The sequence below is a fragment of the Jannaschia sp. R86511 genome (assembly GCF_042466345.1).
Lineage (GTDB): Bacteria > Actinomycetota > Actinomycetes > Actinomycetales > JBBAYJ01 > Aquipuribacter.
The window spans coordinates 1,466,128-1,482,146 of record NZ_JAXHCD010000001.1 but is presented as its reverse complement, the minus strand read 5'-3'; the positions used below and the strand labels follow the sequence as shown (position 1 = coordinate 1,482,146).

16 protein-coding genes are annotated in these 16,019 nt (G+C 75.9%); 9 read left to right on the top strand and 7 right to left on the bottom strand.

What is annotated here, in order from left to right:
- Nucleotides 1–46 precede the first annotated feature (46 nt).
- On the top strand, nt 47–1,768 hold the full coding sequence (locus SJY06_RS07170; RefSeq protein WP_380166069.1) for a DUF222 domain-containing protein: 1,722 nt from the start codon (nt 47–49) through the stop codon (nt 1,766–1,768).
- Nucleotides 1,769–1,781: 13 nt separating this feature from the next.
- On the opposite strand, the gene SJY06_RS07165 is transcribed toward SJY06_RS07170, so the two are convergent.
- Nucleotides 1,782–2,168, bottom strand: a complete 387-nt coding sequence (locus SJY06_RS07165; protein WP_380166067.1) for a hypothetical protein — start codon at nt 2,166–2,168, stop codon at nt 1,782–1,784.
- A 25-nt stretch (nt 2,169–2,193) separates the two neighbouring features.
- Nucleotides 2,194–3,177, bottom strand: coding sequence for a 4-hydroxy-3-methylbut-2-enyl diphosphate reductase (locus tag SJY06_RS07160; RefSeq protein ID WP_380166065.1), 984 nt, complete (start codon nt 3,175–3,177; stop codon nt 2,194–2,196).
- A 23-nt stretch (nt 3,178–3,200) separates the two neighbouring features.
- Between SJY06_RS07160 and xseA the strand changes: the two genes are divergently transcribed.
- Nucleotides 3,201–4,601: an exodeoxyribonuclease VII large subunit gene (xseA, locus tag SJY06_RS07155; protein WP_380166063.1), complete on the top strand. Its 1,401-nt coding sequence runs from the start codon at nt 3,201–3,203 to the stop codon at nt 4,599–4,601.
- The gene (locus SJY06_RS07150) at nt 4,598–4,837 is read left to right on the top strand and encodes an exodeoxyribonuclease VII small subunit (protein WP_380166061.1); all 240 of its coding nucleotides are present in this window, start codon (nt 4,598–4,600) and stop codon (nt 4,835–4,837) included. Before xseA ends, SJY06_RS07150 begins: the two co-directional genes overlap by 4 nt.
- An 86-nt stretch (nt 4,838–4,923) precedes the next feature.
- On the opposite strand, the gene SJY06_RS07145 is transcribed toward SJY06_RS07150, so the two are convergent.
- Nucleotides 4,924–5,583, bottom strand: coding sequence for a DUF4245 family protein (locus SJY06_RS07145; protein ID WP_380166059.1), 660 nt, complete (start codon nt 5,581–5,583; stop codon nt 4,924–4,926).
- Between the two features lie 33 nt (nt 5,584–5,616).
- Between SJY06_RS07145 and SJY06_RS07140 the strand changes: the two genes are divergently transcribed.
- Together SJY06_RS07140 and SJY06_RS07135 are read left to right on the top strand one after the other, a co-directional pair.
- A complete protein-coding gene (locus SJY06_RS07140) occupies nt 5,617–6,609 on the top strand; it encodes a carbohydrate kinase (protein WP_380166057.1) in 993 nt (330 codons plus the stop codon).
- The gene (locus tag SJY06_RS07135; protein ID WP_380166055.1) at nt 6,606–7,250 is read left to right on the top strand and encodes a carbonic anhydrase; all 645 of its coding nucleotides are present in this window, start codon (nt 6,606–6,608) and stop codon (nt 7,248–7,250) included. Before SJY06_RS07140 ends, SJY06_RS07135 begins: the two co-directional genes overlap by 4 nt.
- A 79-nt stretch (nt 7,251–7,329) precedes the next feature.
- On the opposite strand, the gene SJY06_RS07130 is transcribed toward SJY06_RS07135, so the two are convergent.
- Entirely contained in the window at nt 7,330–7,797 is a 468-nt protein-coding gene (locus tag SJY06_RS07130; RefSeq protein WP_380166053.1) for a methyltransferase family protein, read from the bottom strand.
- A 45-nt stretch (nt 7,798–7,842) separates the two neighbouring features.
- Between SJY06_RS07130 and SJY06_RS07125 the strand changes: the two genes are divergently transcribed.
- Nucleotides 7,843–9,270, top strand: a complete 1,428-nt coding sequence (locus SJY06_RS07125) for a class II fumarate hydratase (RefSeq protein ID WP_380166051.1) — start codon at nt 7,843–7,845, stop codon at nt 9,268–9,270.
- A gap of 61 nt (nt 9,271–9,331) precedes the next feature.
- Here the strand turns inward: SJY06_RS07125 and SJY06_RS07120 are convergent, their stop codons facing one another.
- Nucleotides 9,332–10,243, bottom strand: coding sequence for a hypothetical protein (locus SJY06_RS07120; protein ID WP_380166049.1), 912 nt, complete (start codon nt 10,241–10,243; stop codon nt 9,332–9,334).
- 375 nt (nt 10,244–10,618) lie between these two features.
- Between SJY06_RS07120 and SJY06_RS07115 the strand changes: the two genes are divergently transcribed.
- The 3 genes from SJY06_RS07115 (at nt 10,619) to SJY06_RS07105 (ending at nt 14,454) form a co-directional block, all read left to right on the top strand.
- On the top strand, nt 10,619–11,647 hold the full coding sequence (locus SJY06_RS07115) for an ABC transporter ATP-binding protein (protein ID WP_380166047.1): 1,029 nt from the start codon (nt 10,619–10,621) through the stop codon (nt 11,645–11,647).
- Nucleotides 11,648–11,743: 96 nt separating this feature from the next.
- Nucleotides 11,744–12,820: an iron ABC transporter substrate-binding protein gene (locus tag SJY06_RS07110; RefSeq protein ID WP_380166045.1), complete on the top strand. Its 1,077-nt coding sequence runs from the start codon at nt 11,744–11,746 to the stop codon at nt 12,818–12,820.
- Nucleotides 12,821–12,921: 101 nt separating this feature from the next.
- Nucleotides 12,922–14,454 (top strand): ABC transporter permease, encoded by a 1,533-nt coding sequence (locus SJY06_RS07105; RefSeq protein ID WP_380166043.1) that lies wholly within the window; start codon nt 12,922–12,924, stop codon nt 14,452–14,454.
- A gap of 26 nt (nt 14,455–14,480) precedes the next feature.
- Here the strand turns inward: SJY06_RS07105 and SJY06_RS07100 are convergent, their stop codons facing one another.
- Together SJY06_RS07100 and SJY06_RS07095 are read right to left on the bottom strand one after the other, a co-directional pair.
- A complete protein-coding gene (locus SJY06_RS07100; protein ID WP_380166041.1) occupies nt 14,481–14,960 on the bottom strand; it encodes an NUDIX hydrolase in 480 nt (159 codons plus the stop codon).
- A 151-nt stretch (nt 14,961–15,111) separates the two neighbouring features.
- Nucleotides 15,112–15,993, bottom strand: coding sequence for a hypothetical protein (locus tag SJY06_RS07095; protein ID WP_380166039.1), 882 nt, complete (start codon nt 15,991–15,993; stop codon nt 15,112–15,114).
- Nucleotides 15,994–16,019: the final 26 nt, after the last annotated feature.

Here is a 16,019-nt window from a genome sequence, read left to right as displayed (position 1 = left end):
GACCTCGGCACCTGTCAGTGCCCTTCGCCGGACCTCGGACGAGGCCGTGTCACGACTCACCGACCTCGCCGCAGGCTGGACCGCGCTGCCGGTGCAGGCGGGCGATGACGCGGGGCGTGTCGACCTGATCCGCGCCCTCGAGGTCGTGAAGGCCGCGGCCGCCGCGACCCAGGCACGTCTCGCCGCGGACCTGGACGCCAGCCAGCGGCAGGTGCAGGAGGCTGCCGGGGTGCCCGCCGCGGAGCGCGGTCGCGGGGTCGACGCGCAGGTGGCCCTGGCCCGCCGGGACTCGCCCCATCGTGGTGGCCGCCACCTGGGCCTGGCCAAGGCCCTGGTTCACGAGATGCCGCACACGCTGGCCGCCCTGCAGGCCGGGCGGGTCAGCGAGTGGCGGGCCACCATCCTCGTCCGCGAGAGCGCGGTCCTGACCGCAGCCGACCGCACGGCCGTCGACGCCGAGCTCGCCGGCGACGCCGATCGCCTGCGCGCGCTCGAGCAGCTCGGAGACCGGGCGCTGGCGGCGCGGGTCAAGCAGGTGGCCTACCGACTCGATCCCCGCAGCGTGGTCGAGCGGTCCCGCCGGGCCGAGGGCGAGCGGTGCGTGACCGTCCGTCCCGCGCCGGACACCATGGCCTACCTGACCGCGCTGCTCCCGGCCCGGGACGCCATCGCCGCGCACGCCTCGCTGGGGCGGGCGGCCGAGGCGGCCCGCAACCACGGTGACCCGCGGGGACGGGGCCAGCTGATGGCGGACCTCCTGGTCGACCGGCTCACGGGTGCTGCGGACCTCACAGGTGCCGGTGCGGCTGGGGCGGCTGCGGATGCGGGTGGGACTGCAGGTGGAGGTGTGGCCGGGGCGCCCGGTGGCTGGGCGGCCACGATCGCTGCGACCACCTGGGACTCGGCGGGCCCGTCCGCAGCGGCGGGCCCGTCCGAAGCGGCGCCCATGCCGGCGGCACCCTCTTCGCCACGGACCCGGCCGGGTGACATCGCCGTGCATCTGGTGATGACCGACCGTGCACTGCTGGACGGCGACGACGAGCCCGCCCACCTGGACGGTTACGGTCCCGTCCCCGCGGGCTGGGCACGCCAGCTCGTTGCCGACGCCCTCGACCGCGCCTGCACGGGCGATGGCACTGGTACCGGCACGGGCACCGGCGCTCCTGGCGTCGGGACCGGGCACCAGAGCGAGGCGCGGGTGTTCCTGACCCGGTTGATCACGGACCGCTTCGGCGCCCTCGTGGCCATGGAGTCCCGCGCCCGGACCGCACCGCGGGGGCTGGCCGACCTCGTCCGCACCCGCGACGGGGGCACCTGCCGCAACCCGTGGTGCGACGCACCGGTCCGTCACGTCGACCACGTCGTGCCCCACGCCGCCGGTGGCCCCACCAGCAGCCGCAACTCGCAGGGACTGTGCGAGCGCTGCAACTACGTCCGCCAGGCGCTCGGCTGGCACGCCACGGCGCACGACCCACCGGTCTCCGACGCTGCCCCCCTCCACCCGCCCGCGACGTCACCACCGGGCGAGGCGCCTGGTGACCCCCCGATGCGCCACACCGTCTTCACCACCACCCCGACCGGGCACACCTACGTGTCGACGGCCCCTCCCCTGCCGGGAGCACCCTCACCCTGGCCGGGAGCACAGCCGTCGGTCTGTGCCGCCGCCGACGTGGGCGACGACGCGGGCGGGGAGCCCGACGTGCCTCGCGTCACCTCGGCAAGCTGGATCGAGCCCTGGCTGCGTGAGCAGCTGGCCAGGGCGGCGTGAGCGGCCCGCCGTCTCAGGCGCGGAACGTACGCAGGGCCTCGGCGACCACGCGGTCGGCGGTCTGCTGCAGCGGTCCGGCTGGTACCGGGGCGGTCGGGGCCGGGCCCGGCGAATCCGATCCGGCCGGCTCCGGGCTGGCCGGCTCCGGGCTGGCCGGCTCCGGGCTGGCCGGCTCGGGGCTGGCCGGTTCCGGGCTGGTGGCAGGCGACGTCACGGGCGGAGGCGACGCCCGAACTGCCTGGGCGCGCTTCCACGCCTCGAGCAGCGCGGCGCGGGCCTGCGCCGGGGCGCACCCCGGCACGGCTTCGACCACCGCCGGCACGAGCCAGTCCACGTCCAACGTGCCCGTGGGCGGCGCGAACACCCGCTCCCCGCTCACCCAGTCCGACGGGGTCCCCACGAGCCGGCCCCGACCCCGGCCGCCGTCAGCCCCGGGCCGCGGCGGCCTGCTGCTTGGCGGTCTTGATGTCCTTGCGCAGCTCCTTGGGCAGCGAGAACAGCAGGTCCTCCTCGGCCGTCACGACCTCCTCGCAGTCGGCGTAGCCACGCTCGGCCAGCCACTCGACGACCTCGCGGACCAGGATCTCCGGCACGGACGCACCCGAGGTGACACCGACCGTGCTGACCCCGTCCAGCCAGGCCTCGTCGATCTCGCGGGCGGTGTCGACCCGGTAGGACGTCGCCGCCCCGTTCTCCAGGGCGACCTCGACCAGGCGCACGCTGTTGGAGGAGTTGGCCGACCCGACGACGATGACCAGCTCGGCCTCGGTGGCGATCTTCTTGACCGCGACCTGCCGGTTCTGGGTGGCGTAGCAGATGTCGTCGCTGGGCGGGTCGGCCAGCTCGGGGAAGCGCTGGCGCAGCTGGCGGACCGTCTCCATGGTCTCGTCGACGCTCAGCGTGGTCTGGGACAGCCACACCACCCGCGACGGGTCCCGCACGACGACGTTGGCCACGTCGTCGGGCCCGTCCACCAGCTGGATCCGGTCCGGCGCCTCGCCCGCGGTGCCCTCGACCTCCTCGTGGCCCTCGTGGCCGATCAGCAGGATGTCGTAGTCGTCGTCGGCGAACCGGACGGCCTCCTTGTGCACCTTGGTCACCAGGGGGCAGGTGGCGTCGATGGTCTGCAGCATCCGCTTGGCCGCCTCGGCGTGGACCTGCGGCGAGACCCCGTGGGCGCTGAACACGACCCGGGCGCCCTCCGGCACCTCGTCGGTCTCGTCGACGAAGATCGCCCCGCGCCCGGCCAGGGTCTCCACGACGTGCTTGTTGTGGACGATCTCCTTGCGGACGTAGACGGGGGGGCCGTACAGCTCGAGGGCCTTCTCGACGGCGACCACCGCCCGGTCGACACCGGCGCAGTAGCCCCGGGGAGCGGCGAGCAGGACACGCTTACGAAGTTCCGTCACGCCCCCATCGTAGGTTGGCCGCGATGGAAAGCGCCCCGGTACCGCCGTCCGGCCCCGAGCCGGTCCCCGAGCGGGCCTCCGACACCACCCCCAGCCGGCCGTGGCCGCTGCGGCTGCTGACCCACAACATCGGTGGCTACGTGGCCCGGATGCCGTCGCTGTGGGTCGAGGCGCAGATCGTGTCGCTCAAGCGCCGGCCCGGTCAGTCCATGGCGTTCCTCGACCTGCGGGACACCGACGCCGAGGTGTCGATGTCGGCCATGGCCCCGGTCACCACGCTCGACGCGGCCGGGCCCGCGGTCCGGGAGGGCGCCCGGGTGGTGCTGCGGGTGGAGCCCCGCTTCTACGCCAAGCGCGGCACCCTGTCCCTGTGGGTGCAGGTCGCCCGTCCCGTCGGCGAGGGCGAGCTGCTGGCCCAGGTCGAGCAGCTCAAGCGGACGCTGGCCGGCGAAGGGCTCTTCGACCCGGCCCGCAAGCGGCCCCTGCCCTTCCTGCCCCGGGCCGTGGGGCTGGTCTGCGGACGGGGCAGCGCCGCCGAGAAGGACGTCGTCGACAACGCCCGGCGCCGCTGGCCCGCCGTTCGGATCGAGCTGCGCGAGGTGGCCGTCCAGGGACCGGCCGCCGTCACCCAGGTCGGCGCGGCCGTGGCCGAGCTCGACGACGTGCCCCACGTCGACGTCATCGTCGTCGCCCGCGGCGGCGGCTCCACCGAGGACCTCCTGCCGTTCAGCAACGAGGCCCTGCTGCGCGTGGTGGCGGCGTGCCGGACGCCCGTGGTGTCCGCCATCGGCCACGAGGTGGACACCCCGCTGCTGGACCTGGTTGCCGACGTCCGGGCCTCCACCCCCACCGACGCCGCCCGCCGCGTCGTGCCGGACGCCACCGCCGAGCTCGCCGTGGTGACGCAGGCCAGGGCCCGCGCCGAGACCGCGCTGCGCCAGCGGGTGTACCGGGAGCGGCGCCGGCTGAGCGACCTGCGGGCCCGGCCGGCGCTGACGGACCTGCGAGGGCTGTTCGTCGAGCGGGTCACCGTGCTGCAGGACTGGCGGACGCGGCTGCGGCTCGCCGCGGGGCGCGGGGTGCGGCGACGGGCCGAGTCGTTGGCCTCGACGCTGGCCCACCTGCGCGCGATCTCCCCCGCCGCGACCCTCGAGCGTGGTTACGCCATCGTGCGGACCGTGCCCGCCGAAGGGCAGGACCGCCACGTCGTCACCGGCCCGGAGCAGGCCCCGGTCGGCACGACGCTGGAGGTCGCCCTGGCCCGCGGCAGCCTGCAGGTGGCCGTGCTGCCCGAGGACGGGCCGCCCGCGGCCCGCACGCCCGGCCCGACCCGCACGACGGACCCGACCCGCACGACGGACCCGACCCGCACGACAAGCGGCCCGACCGGCCGCACCCCGCCCGACGACAGGAGCAGCCCGTGACCGACTCCCCCGCCGACCCGTCGACCATGCCGTACGAGGCCGCCCGGGACGAGCTCGTCGACGTCGTGCGCCGCCTGGAGTCCGGCAGCGCCGACCTCGAGGAGTCCCTGGCCCTGTGGGAACGGGGCGAGGCCCTGGCCGCCCGCTGCCAGGTGGTCCTGGACGGGGCGCTGGCGCGGCTCGACGCAGCCGGCTCGGGCGACGCCAGCAGCTCGGGCGGCGAGGCGACCGGGTGACGACGGCGCCCCGACGACCGGCGCCCGAACGACCGGCGCCCGAACGACCGGCGCCCGAACGACCGGCGCCCGGACGACCGGCCGGGTCAGCTGGGCGCCAACGACCCCGCGACCAGCTCGACGACCTCGCGCAGGTCCGCGGAGTCCGCCGAGGCCGACACGGCGGTCGTCAGTCCCGGACCGGCCGTGCCCTCGGCCGCTACGTGCACGTACGCGGTGTCGCTGTCGCCCCGCACCTGGCGGCTCCAGGGCAGCCCGCCGACCTCCACCTGCTCCGGCGGACCGACGCTGCCGTCGTCCGCGCGGGTCAGCCACTCCTCGGTCGGGGCCACCGCCTGCTCGAGGTCGACCCGGCGCTCCCCGGGCGACAGCACCCCCAGCCGCCAGGTGGTGACCTCGTCGGTGGTCTCGGTGCGGGCGTAGTCCAGCCGCCAGCCGTCACCCACCGCCACGACGTCGGAGGCCTCGGGCACGTCCTCGGGTCGCAGGTCGCCGGCCTGCGGACCGGCGACGAGCAGCAGGGGGCCGGTGCCGAGCGCCTCGGCCGCCTCCTGCACCGCGGTCACGGCCTCGGTGTCACCGACCTGCGGCTGCTCGACCGCCCCGGGCTGCGGCGCGAACAGCAGCACGGCCCCGACCACGGCGAGGATCACGACCAGGCTCAGCACCATGTCGAACGCGGTCTGGCGGCCGCGGCGCCGGGGCTTCGGGGGGCCGGGCTCGGCCTCGGGTACGGGGACGCTCACGCCCCCATGGTGACCGATGGCTAGCCTGCCCTCATGGTGAGGGCTCTGGTGGTCGGTGAAGCGCTGGTCGACGTCGTGGTCGGCCCCGACGGTGAGGCGCTCGGCCGCCACCCGGGCGGCAGCCCCGCCAACGTGGCCCTGGGCCTGGCCCGCCTCGACCACCGCGCCGAGCTGCTGACCTGGCTGGGCCAGGACGAGGACGGCGCGCTGCTGGTCGAGCACCTGGCCGCCTCGGGTGTCGACCTCGTCGAGGGCAGCCGCGGCGCGACGGCGACGTCGACCGCGACCGCACGGCTGGACGAGGCCGGGGTGGCGACCTACGACTTCGACCTCGACCCGGTCGTCCCGGCGGTCGACCTCGACGCGCTGTCCGGGGTGGAGGGCTTCGACGTGGTCCACACCGGCTCCATCGCCGCCGTGCTCGCCCCGGGGGCCTCGGTGGTGGAGGGCCTGCTGTCACGCACCCGGCACCGGGCCACGGTGTCCTACGACCCCAACGCGCGCCCGCGCCTGATGGGCGACCCCGACGTCGCCCTGGCCAAGGTGCTGGCCTACGTGGGCATCTCCGACGTGGTCAAGGTCAGCGACGAGGACCTCGAGTGGCTCCGTCCCGGCGTCGACCCGCTCGACGTCGCCGGCTCCTGGCTGATGCGGGGGGCCTCGATCGTGGTCGTCACCCGCGGCGGCGGCGGCGCGGACGCCCTCACCGCGGCCGGGCGGGTGCACGTGGACAGCCCGCCGACCGACGTCGTGGACACCGTGGGGGCCGGCGACTCGTTCATGTCGGGCCTGCTCGACGGCCTGGCCCGGCACCGGCTGCTCGGGGCCGACCGGCGCGACGCCCTGCGGGCGGTGGACGAGGCGACGGTGCGGGACGTGCTGACCCACGCCGCCCGGATCGCGTCCATCACCTGCTCGCGGCCCGGGGCGGACCCGCCCTGGCGTCGCGAGCTCGACGACCGCACCGACCGCACCGACCGCACCGACCGCACCGGCCCCGTCCGCCCAGGAGCAGCACTGACATGACGACCGCGCACCCCACCACCCCCAACGAGGCCTGGGCCGAGCTGTCCCGCGGCAACGCCCGGTTCGCGGCCGACGCGGCCGAGCGGCCGCACGCCGACGCCGAGCAGCGCCGGCTGGTCAGCACCGGCCAGCGGCCGTTCGCCGTGGTGCTCGGCTGCTCGGACTCCCGGGTGGCCGCCGAGCTGGTGTTCGACCGGGGCCTGGGCGACCTGTTCGTCGTCCGCACGGCCGGGCACGCCCTGGACACCGCCGTCCTGGGCTCCGTCGAGTTCGCGGTCGAGGTCCTGGAGGTGCCGCTGCTGGTGGTCCTCGGCCACGACTCCTGCGGCGCGGTGTCGGCCGCCCTGCGGGCCCGGCACGAGGGCCAGGTGCCCGGTGGCTTCGTCCGGGACATCGTCGAACGCGTCACCACCAGCGTCCTGGCCGCCGAGCACCGGGGCGCCACCACGGTGGACGACATCGTCCGCGAGCACGTCGGGTCCACCGCGCGCCAGCTGCTGGAGCGTTCCGAGGCCGTCCGGACCGCGGTGGACGCGGGCCGGCTCGGTGTGATCGGCACGTACTACACGCTGGCCGACGGGGTGGTGGAGCCGTTGTGGTGGCAGGGCCCGGGCGACCTGGTCGACGCCGGGCAGGACTGACCGGGCGGGACCCACCGGGCGGGACCGACCGGGCGGGACCGACCGGCGGGACCGACCGAGCAGGACCGACGGGGCGGCCTCAGCGCAGCCGGGGCACCAGCCGTGGCACGCGGGCGGCGTAGGCCCGCCAGGCCGGCCCGAACCGCTCGGCGAGCACCCGGTCCTCCGCCCCCGCCTTGACGTGCAGCACGCCGCCGAGCACGGCGGCGGCCAGCAGGGTGCTCAGCCGGCCCCGCAGCAGCACGGCCCCGGCCGAGGCGACCAGCACGCCCGCGTACAGCGGGTGGCGGGTCCGGGCGTACACGCCGTCGGTCCGCAGGGCCGCGCCCGGCCGCGGCGTCACCGCCGGGGTCAGGTCCGCCCCCAGCCGACGTGCGGATGACCAGGTGAGGGCGAGACCCGCCGCCACCGTCGCGGCTCCGAGCACCCGCGCGGGAACCGGGACGGTCAGACCCGGCCCACCCGGCAGCGCGTGCGCCGCGACGGCGACCAGCTGGACCGGCACCAGCCAGCTCGTCCTCGCCGGCGCGTCCGCGTCCCTGCTCACCCCGCCAGCGTCGCACCGTCGCCGCCGGACGGCCAGAATGGCGCCATGACTGACTCCGCAGCCGCACCCGAGTTCCGCGTCGAGCACGACACGATGGGCGAGGTGAGGGTCCCGGCCCGGGCGCTGTACCGGGCGCAGACCCAGCGCGCCGTCGAGAACTTCCCGATCAGCGGTGTCGGGCTGGAACGCGCCCACGTGGTCGCGCTGGCCCGCGTCAAGAAGGCCGCCGCCCAGGTCAACGCCGACCTGGGGGTGCTCGAGCAGCCCGTGGCCGACGCGATCGCCGCCGCGGCCGACGAGGTCGTCGCCGGCGCCCCCGAGGGTGCCTTCGACGCCGAGTTCCCGGTCGACGTGTTCCAGACCGGGTCGGGCACCAGCAGCAACATGAACATGAACGAGGTGCTGGCCACCCTGGCCACCCGTCACCTGGGGGCCGACGTGCACCCCAACGACCACGTCAACGCCTCGCAGTCCAGCAACGACGTCTTCCCCACCAGCGTCCACGTGGCCGCCACCTCCGCCCTGGCCACCGACACCGTCCCGGCCCTGGAGCACCTGGCCGCGGCCCTGGAGGCCAAGGCCGCCGAGCTCGCCGACGTGGTCACGTCCGGCCGGACGCACCTGATGGATGCCACCCCCGTCACGCTCGGCCAGGAGTTCGCCGGCTGGGCCGCGCAGGTCCGCCGCGGGGTCGAGCGGGTGCAGGCCGCCCTGCCCCGCGTCGCCGAGGTGCCCCTGGGCGGCACCGCGGTCGGCACCGGGATCAACACCCCGCCCGGCTTCGCCGCCGCCGTCGTGGCCCGCCTGGCCGCCGAGACCGGCCTGCCCGTCACCGAGGCGCGCGACCACTTCGAGGCCCAGGGCGCCCGTGACGGCCTGGTCGAGGCGTCGGGGGCGCTGCGGACCGTGGCCGTCAGCCTGACCAAGGTGTGCAACGACCTGCGGTGGAAGTCCTCCGGCCCCACCACCGGGCTGGCCGAGATCCGGCTGCCGGACCTCCAGCCGGGCAGCTCGATCATGCCGGGCAAGGTCAACCCGGTGCTGCCCGAGGCCACGCTCATGGTGTGCTCCCAGGTGGTCGGCAACGACGCCGCGGTCGCGTGGGCCGGCGCGTCGGGGACCTTCGAGCTCAACGTCCAGATCCCCGTCATGGCGCGCAACGTGCTGGAGTCGGCGCGGCTGCTGGCCAACGCCTCCCGGCTGCTGGCCGACCGCTGCGTGGCCGGCATCGAGGCCGACGTCGACCGCTGCCGCGCCTTCGCGGAGTCCTCGCCGTCGATCGTCACCCCGCTCAACCGGGTTATCGGCTACGAGGCCGCCGCGGCGGTGGCCAAGCACGCCCTCAAGGAGCGGATCACCATCCGGCAGGCCGTGGTCGACCTGGGCCACGTCGACGGGCAGCAGCTGACCGAGGCGCAGCTGGACGACTACCTGGACGTGACCACGATGACGGGGCCCGCCGGACGCGGCTGAGCCGGTACGACGAAGGGCCCCGCACCCGCGGGGCCCTTCGTCGTCAGCGCACTGGTCGGCGTCATGGTCGGCCGATCAGTACCAGTTGTTGTCCACACTGTGCTGCCACGCGGCGCACGGGCTGCCGTAGACCTCGTCGATGTAGCCCAGGCCCCACCGGATCTGCGTCTCGGGGTTGGTCTCCCAGTCGGCGCCCTCGCTGGCCATCTTGCGGCCGGGCAGCGCCTGCGGGATGCCGTACGCGCTGGAGCTGGGGTTGTCCGCGGTGTGGCGCCAGTTGGACTCCTTCTCCCAGAAGCTGGTCCAGGCAGGACCACTGGTCGCCGCCCCAGCCCCAGGAGCCGATGAGGGACTGCGCGACGGCCCGGCTGGAACCGGGGTCGGCGGGCGCGGCGGCTGCGGCCTGGGCCGCCTCCTGCGCCGCGGCCTCCTCGGCGGCGGCCTCCTCGGCGGCGGCCTCCTCGGCGGCGAGGCGCTCGACCTCCTCCTCCGCGGCCTGGCGCTCGGCCTCCTCCGCGGCGAGACGCTCGGCCTCCTCCGCCGCGGCCTGGCGCTCGGCCTCCTCCGCGGCGAGACGCTCGGCCTCCTCCGCGGCGGCCTGGCGCTCGGCCTCCTCCGCCGCGGCGCGCTCGGCGAGGATGGCCTCCAGCTCGCCGACCTCGTCGACCCAGGACTGGGCCTCGGCCGAGGTCGACGGCAGGCCCGCGTCGAGCGGTGCGCGCTCGGCGCGGGAGGCCTGCTCGTCGTCGCGACGGACCGCGGCGGGGTCCAGCTCGACGGTCCCGGCGGGCTCCTCGCCCAGCAGGTCGGCGACGGAGAACCGGTCGCCCGGCGCCGCGGCCAGGGCCGGCGAGGTGGCGACGGTGTACCCACCGGCCCCCACGACGAGGGCGGCGGCGGTCAGTCCGGCGGTGGCCGCGGCGCGCCTGAAGGGGGCCAGGCGGCGGGGCAGGGGGGAGGTGTGACGGGGCATGGGCTCTCTGTCGTCAGGTCGCGTCCCGTGGCTGCGCGACGGAGGACGCCCACCCTCAGGCCGGTCCGCGCCGCCCGTCCGGTCGACGGGTGGCGGCGCGACGTGTCGTGCCCGGGAGCCTGGTCCGCGTCCGGTGGTGGCCACCGGACCGCGTGGGTGACGGGTCGTGCCGACGGCCGAGGTGCGACCACCGGGAGGACCCGGGTGAGCGTGCTTTCCGGCCATGACGATGCGTCCTCGGTAACGATTTGGCAAATTCTGTCCTCCGGTACCTCGGCACGCTTGCATCGTCCCTGGACCGGGCCCCGGCCGGTTCACCCGTTCCGCGGCCCCCGCTGAGGGTCGGCTAACCTGACCGGATACGGAAGGCGGTCCATGTCCGATTCACGGTTCCTCGTGGCCGAGGGCGTCCGGAAGACGTTCGACGGCACGACTGCCCTCGACGACGCCGGCGTGCAGGTCGCCGAGGGCACGAGCCTGGCCCTGCTCGGGCCGAGCGGCTGCGGCAAGACCACCCTGCTGCGGGTCATCGCGGGGCTCGAGACGCCGGACCACGGCACCGTGTCCGTCGGCCGCGAGGTGCTCACCGGCTTCTGCCACCACGTGCCCGCCGAGCGCCGACGGGTCGGCATGGTGTTCCAGGACGCCGCCCTGTTCCCCCACCTGAGCGTGGCCCGCAACGTCGCCTACGGCCTGAGCCGGCAGGAGGTCGCCGCCGGCCGCGTGCAGGAGGCGCTGGAGATGGTCGACCTGGCCCACCTGGCCCAGCGGCGCCCGCACGAGCTGTCCGGCGGGCAGGGTCAGCGCGTGGCCCTGGCCCGCGCCCTGGCACCCCGCCCGCGCATCCTGCTGTTCGACGAGCCGTTCACCGGGCTGGACACCGCGCTGCGGGTCAAGGTCCGCACGGAGATCCACGCCCTGCTGCGCCAGGTGGGCATGACCTCGGTGTTCGTCACCCACGACCAGGAGGAGGCGTTCGTCCTGGGTGACCGCGTGGCGGTGATGCGCGACGGCCGGGTGCGGCAGGAGGGCACCCCGGCCGAGGTCTACGCCCGCCCGGCGGACCCCTGGGTGGCCCGCTTCGTCGGCGAGGCGAACCTGCTGCCGGGGCGCAGCGACCACCGCGTGGCGAGCACCGTCCTGGGCCGGGTCCCCCTCGGCGCCGACGGTCCCGACGGGGACGTCACCGTCCTGGTCCGGCCCGAGCACCTCGACCTGGCGCCGGGTGCGGGCGGGACCGTCACCGACGTGGCGTTCTACGGCCACGACTCCAGCTACACCGTGCGCGTCGGCGACCAGGCCCTGCTGGTCCGCGCGGCCGCCGCCCCCCGGTTCCGGATCGGGGACGAGGTCGACGTCCGGTTCGGCGGTCCGGCCGCGACCGCCTACGCGAGCTCACATTAGAAGCCTCTCACGCACGTTAATCGGTCAGGCAGACCTCAGCTAGGGTTCCGGCCAGGGCCTCGCCGGCCCCCTCGACCACCGACCTACGGAGCCACCATGTCCCGCCCCACCCGGAGCGCCCACCTGTCGCGCACCGCCCTCGTCACCGGCACCCTGCTCGCCCTCGCCGGGCTGGCCGCGTGCGGCGACGGCGCCGACGACGCCACCGACGACTCCGCCTCGCCCGCGGCCGCGGCCACCGACGAGGTCCTGACGGTCTACTCGGGCCGGACCGAGAACCTGATCCAGCCGCTGCTGGACTCCTTCGCGGAGGAGACCGGGGCGACGGTCGACGTCCGCTACTTCGACTCCGCCGACCTGGCCCTGCTCATCGAGCAGGAGGGCGAGCGCTCCCCCGCCGACGTGTTCATCTCGCAGAGCCCCGGCGCGCTGGGGTACCTCAACGACCTGGGGGTGCTCACCGAGCTGGAGCCCGAGGTGCTCGACCTGGTCAGCGAGGACTTCCAGGCCACCGACGGCCGCTGGGTCGGCATGTCGGGCCGGGTCCGCACGCTGGTCTACAACAGCGACCTCGTGGACGAGTCCGAGCTGCCCGACAGCGTGTTCGACCTGACCGCGCCGGAGTGGTCGGGCCGGATCGGCGTGCCGCCGACCAACGGCTCGTTCCAGGACTTCGTCACGGCGCTGCGCGAGACCGAGGGCGACGACGCCGCGGCCGAGTGGCTGGCCGGTCTGGTGGCCAACGAGCCGGTGACGTACTCCAACAACACCGCCACGCTGCAGGCCGTCGCGGCCGGCGAGGTCGAGGTCGGGCTGGTCAACCACTACTACAACTACCGGGCCCTGGCCGAGGACCCCTCGCTGCCCACCGTCAACCACTTCTTCGAGGCCGGTGACATCGGCAACCTCAACATCGTGACCGGGGTCGCGGTCGTCGAGACCACCGACGACGCCGAGCTGGCCAACGACTTCGTCGAGTACATGCTCGGCGAGGAGGCGCAGACGTTCTTCAGCGAGGAGACCTTCGAGTACCCGCTGGTCGAGGGCGTCGAGCCGGGCACCGACCTGCCCCCGATCGCGGACCTGGGCATCGCGACGTTCGACGTCAACAGCCTGGGCGGCGGCCTCGAGCGCACGCAGGAGCTCATCGCCGAGTCCGGTCTCGAGGGCTGAGGCAGCCCATCGCCGTCACGCAGGACCCGCTGAGCGCCGCCGCCCCCCGCGGGCGGCGGCGCTCCGGCGCGCGCCGGCCGTGGCTGCTGCAGGCCGCCGTCGTGGCCACCGGGCTGCTGTTCGCCTCGCCCGCGCTGTTCCTGCTGTGGGAGTCGGTGCGCCTGGGCGGCGACCTGGTCGCGGTCGTCGCCACCCCCGACGTGCTGGCCCCGCTGGCCCGGTCCCTGCTGCTGGCCGCGTCCTGCGCGCTGGGCTGCATGGCGCTGGGCACCCTGCTGGCGGTGCTGGTGTCCCGGACCGACGTGCTGGGCCGCGACGCGCTCCGGGTCGCCCTGGCCATGCCCATCGTGGTGCCGAGCTTCGTCGGGGCGACGGCCCTGATCGCCGCCACCGGCCGCGGCGGGCTGGTGCCGTTCGTGCCGCGCCCGGAGGGGTTCGTCGGGGCCTTCGTGGTGCTGACGGTGCTCAGCTACCCCTACGTGTACCTGCTCGTCCTGGCCCGGCTGCGCAGCACGCCGCGCAGCCACGAGGAGGCGGCCCGCCTGCTGGGCGCCGGGACCTGGCGGACCCTGACCACGGTCCTGCTGCCGCAGCTGCGCCCCGCCGCCTCGGCGGGCGGGCTGCTGGTGTTCCTGTACGTGCTGAGCGACTTCGGCGCCGTCGCGCTGCTGCGCTACGACACCATCACCCGGGCCATCTACTCCACGCGCCTGCTGGACCGGACGACGTCGGTCACCCTGGGCCTGTTCCTGGCCGTGCTGGCCGTCGGGGTCGCGGCGCTGGCCCGGTCGGCGACCCCCGCACCGCCGGGCCCGCGCCCGGCCGCGGGCGCCCAGCGGATCCGGCTCGGCCGGTGGCGGCTGCCCGTCAGCCTCGTGCCGTGGGCCGTGCTGGGGGTGGGCCTGGTGGGCCCGGTCGTGGTGTTCGCGACCTGGGCGCTGCGCGGCTCGACCGCGGTCGGGTTCGGCTACAGCGGTCCCGGCGACTCGCTGGCGTTCCTGGTGGAGCCCACCGTGAGCTCCGCCGTGGCCGCCCTGACCGCGGCCGTCGTGGCCGTCGTCCTGGTCCTGCCCCTGGCGGTCGCCTCGGTGCGCCGCTCGGGCCCGCTGTCGCGCGCGGTGGTGGCCGTGGTGACCAGCGTGTTCGCCCTGCCCGGGCTGCTGGTCGCGCTGACCCTCGTCTTCGTCGCGCTGTCGGTCCCCGGCCCGCTCGGCGCGCTGTACCAGACGTTCCCCCTGCTGGTGCTGGGCTACGTGCTGCACTTCGGCGCCCAGGCGCTGCGCTCCTCGCAGACCGCGCTGGCCGCCGTCCCGGTACGCCTCGACGAGGCGGCCCGCACCCTGGGCGCCTCGCCCCGGCGTCGGTTCCTGACCGTCGACCTGCCGCTGGTCGCCCCCGGGCTCGCGGCCGGGGCCGGGCTGGTGCTGCTGAGCACGCTCAAGGAGCTGCCGGCGACCGCCCTGCTGGCCCCGCCGGGTTTCCAGACGCTGGCCACGCGCATCTTCAACGCGGCGCAGGACGGGTTCTTCGCCGAGGTGGGGGTGACCTCCCTGGTGCTGCTGGCCCTGTCGACCCTGCTCACCTGGGTGCTCGTGCTGCGTCCGGAGCTGGCCGCCGACCGACGACGGTCCTGACCCGCCGCCGCGACGGGCCGCCTGGCTCAGGCCCCGGCGCCCGACCCGCCGTCGCCGGCCAGCGCCCAGGGACGCAGCATCGCGGCCGCCTGCTCCGGGTACAGCGGCACGCGACCGTCCAGCAGCTCCGTCCCGGGGACCCAGTGCACCGTGCTGGTCGTCCCCGGGATCACGCCCAGGTCGTCGCGACCGAGCACGTGGGCGTCCTCGACCCGGCCCACGTGGACGGCCAGCAGCTCGTGGCCCGGCGCGCCGTCGAAGGTGAACAGGTTCTCCACCCAGCCCAGCAGCCGCACCTCGAGCAGCGTCGCCGACAGCTCCTCCTGCCACTCCCGGACCACGGCCTGCTCGGCGGTCTCGCCGAACTCGATCCCGCCCCCGATCAGGCGGTGGAAGGTCAGCCCGCGCGTCGCGTCGTGACCCCGCTGCACCAGCACCGCGCCGTCCGTCCGCTGCACCGCCGCCAGGGCGACCGGCCGCAGCCGACGCTTGCGGCGGGGGCTCACCCGAGCCCCCGGTGGCGGGTCGGGGCGATGGTCGGGCTGATGGTGGGGGTGATGGTCGGGGCGCAGGTACGGGTCCGGCTCACCCACCGACCGTAGGGCTGCGCCTGCCCACCGGCGAGGCGCTGCCGGCCCCGGCGTGGCGGCCCGGCTGCTACCGCAGCAGGTGCTCCCGCAGCAGGTGCTCCTGCAGCACGTGCTCGGCGACCTGCTCGGGCGCGCCCGCGACACCCCGGTAGCCGGGCGCGGCGTTCACGTCGACCACGACGGGCCCGTCCGGGCCGACCACGACGTCCACGCCGTACAGGTGCAGGTCCAGGACCGCCCCCACCCGACGGGCCAGGTCATGCAGCCGGGCGTCGGGGTCGAACGCGCTCACCGGCGCGCGGACGCCGAGCAGCGGGCCGGGTTTGAGCAGACCGGAGACCCGGTCCCCCACCACGTACAGCTTGCGGTCCACGCCGTCGCCCTCGACGAGCTCCTGCACCAGCCAGGGACCCGGGAACGGCGGCTCGGCGGCCCGGACGTCCAGCAGCGCCACCCCGCTCGCCCGGCCGGCGGCGTCGTCGGCCCGCTTGACCACCCGTGCCCCGCCGTCGGGCCCGGCCAGCACCTGCGACCACTCCTCGGCCCGTCGGGCGCGGGGCACGGGCACGTCGCCGGCGGCCAGCCGGGCGTTCGTGCGGTGCCGGTCACCGAGCAGCGCGGTCCCGCCGGGGTCGTTGCAGCAGGGCACCCCGCTCGCCTGCAGGGCGGCGACCGCCGCCAGGGCGTCCGGTCGCAGGCCGCGGTCCAGGAGCAGGTGCGGGCGGCGCGCCGCCCCGGCCACGGCGAGCGCCTCCAGCGCGGCCTGGTCCTCGTGGGGCAGCACGACGTCGACCGCCACCCCCTGCTGCCGGAGGATGCGGGCGACCTCCGCGACCAGCGTCCCGGGTCGCGGCGGCTTGCCGACGGCCAGGGTGACCACCGTCCCGCGCACCCGCCCGGCACCGGGACCGGTGACGGGCGGGTGCGTGGGCACCGGGGCAAGGGGCACGAGGTCAGGCTGGCGCCGGACCGGGT

Excerpts from the sequence above, each read along its gene's own strand:
- xseA (WP_380166063.1), top strand. The coding sequence starts at position 3,201 with ATGGAAAGCGCCCCGGTACCGCCGTCCGGCCCCGAGCCGGTCCCCGAG.
- SJY06_RS07140 (WP_380166057.1), top strand. The coding sequence starts at position 5,617 with ATGGTGAGGGCTCTGGTGGTCGGTGAAGCGCTGGTCGACGTCGTGGTC.
- SJY06_RS07135 (WP_380166055.1), top strand. The coding sequence starts at position 6,606 with ATGACGACCGCGCACCCCACCACCCCCAACGAGGCCTGGGCCGAGCTG.
- SJY06_RS07125 (WP_380166051.1), top strand. The coding sequence starts at position 7,843 with ATGACTGACTCCGCAGCCGCACCCGAGTTCCGCGTCGAGCACGACACG.
- SJY06_RS07120 (WP_380166049.1), bottom strand. The coding sequence starts at position 10,243 with ATGCCCCGTCACACCTCCCCCCTGCCCCGCCGCCTGGCCCCCTTCAGG.
- SJY06_RS07115 (WP_380166047.1), top strand. The coding sequence starts at position 10,619 with ATGTCCGATTCACGGTTCCTCGTGGCCGAGGGCGTCCGGAAGACGTTC.
- SJY06_RS07110 (WP_380166045.1), top strand. The coding sequence starts at position 11,744 with ATGTCCCGCCCCACCCGGAGCGCCCACCTGTCGCGCACCGCCCTCGTC.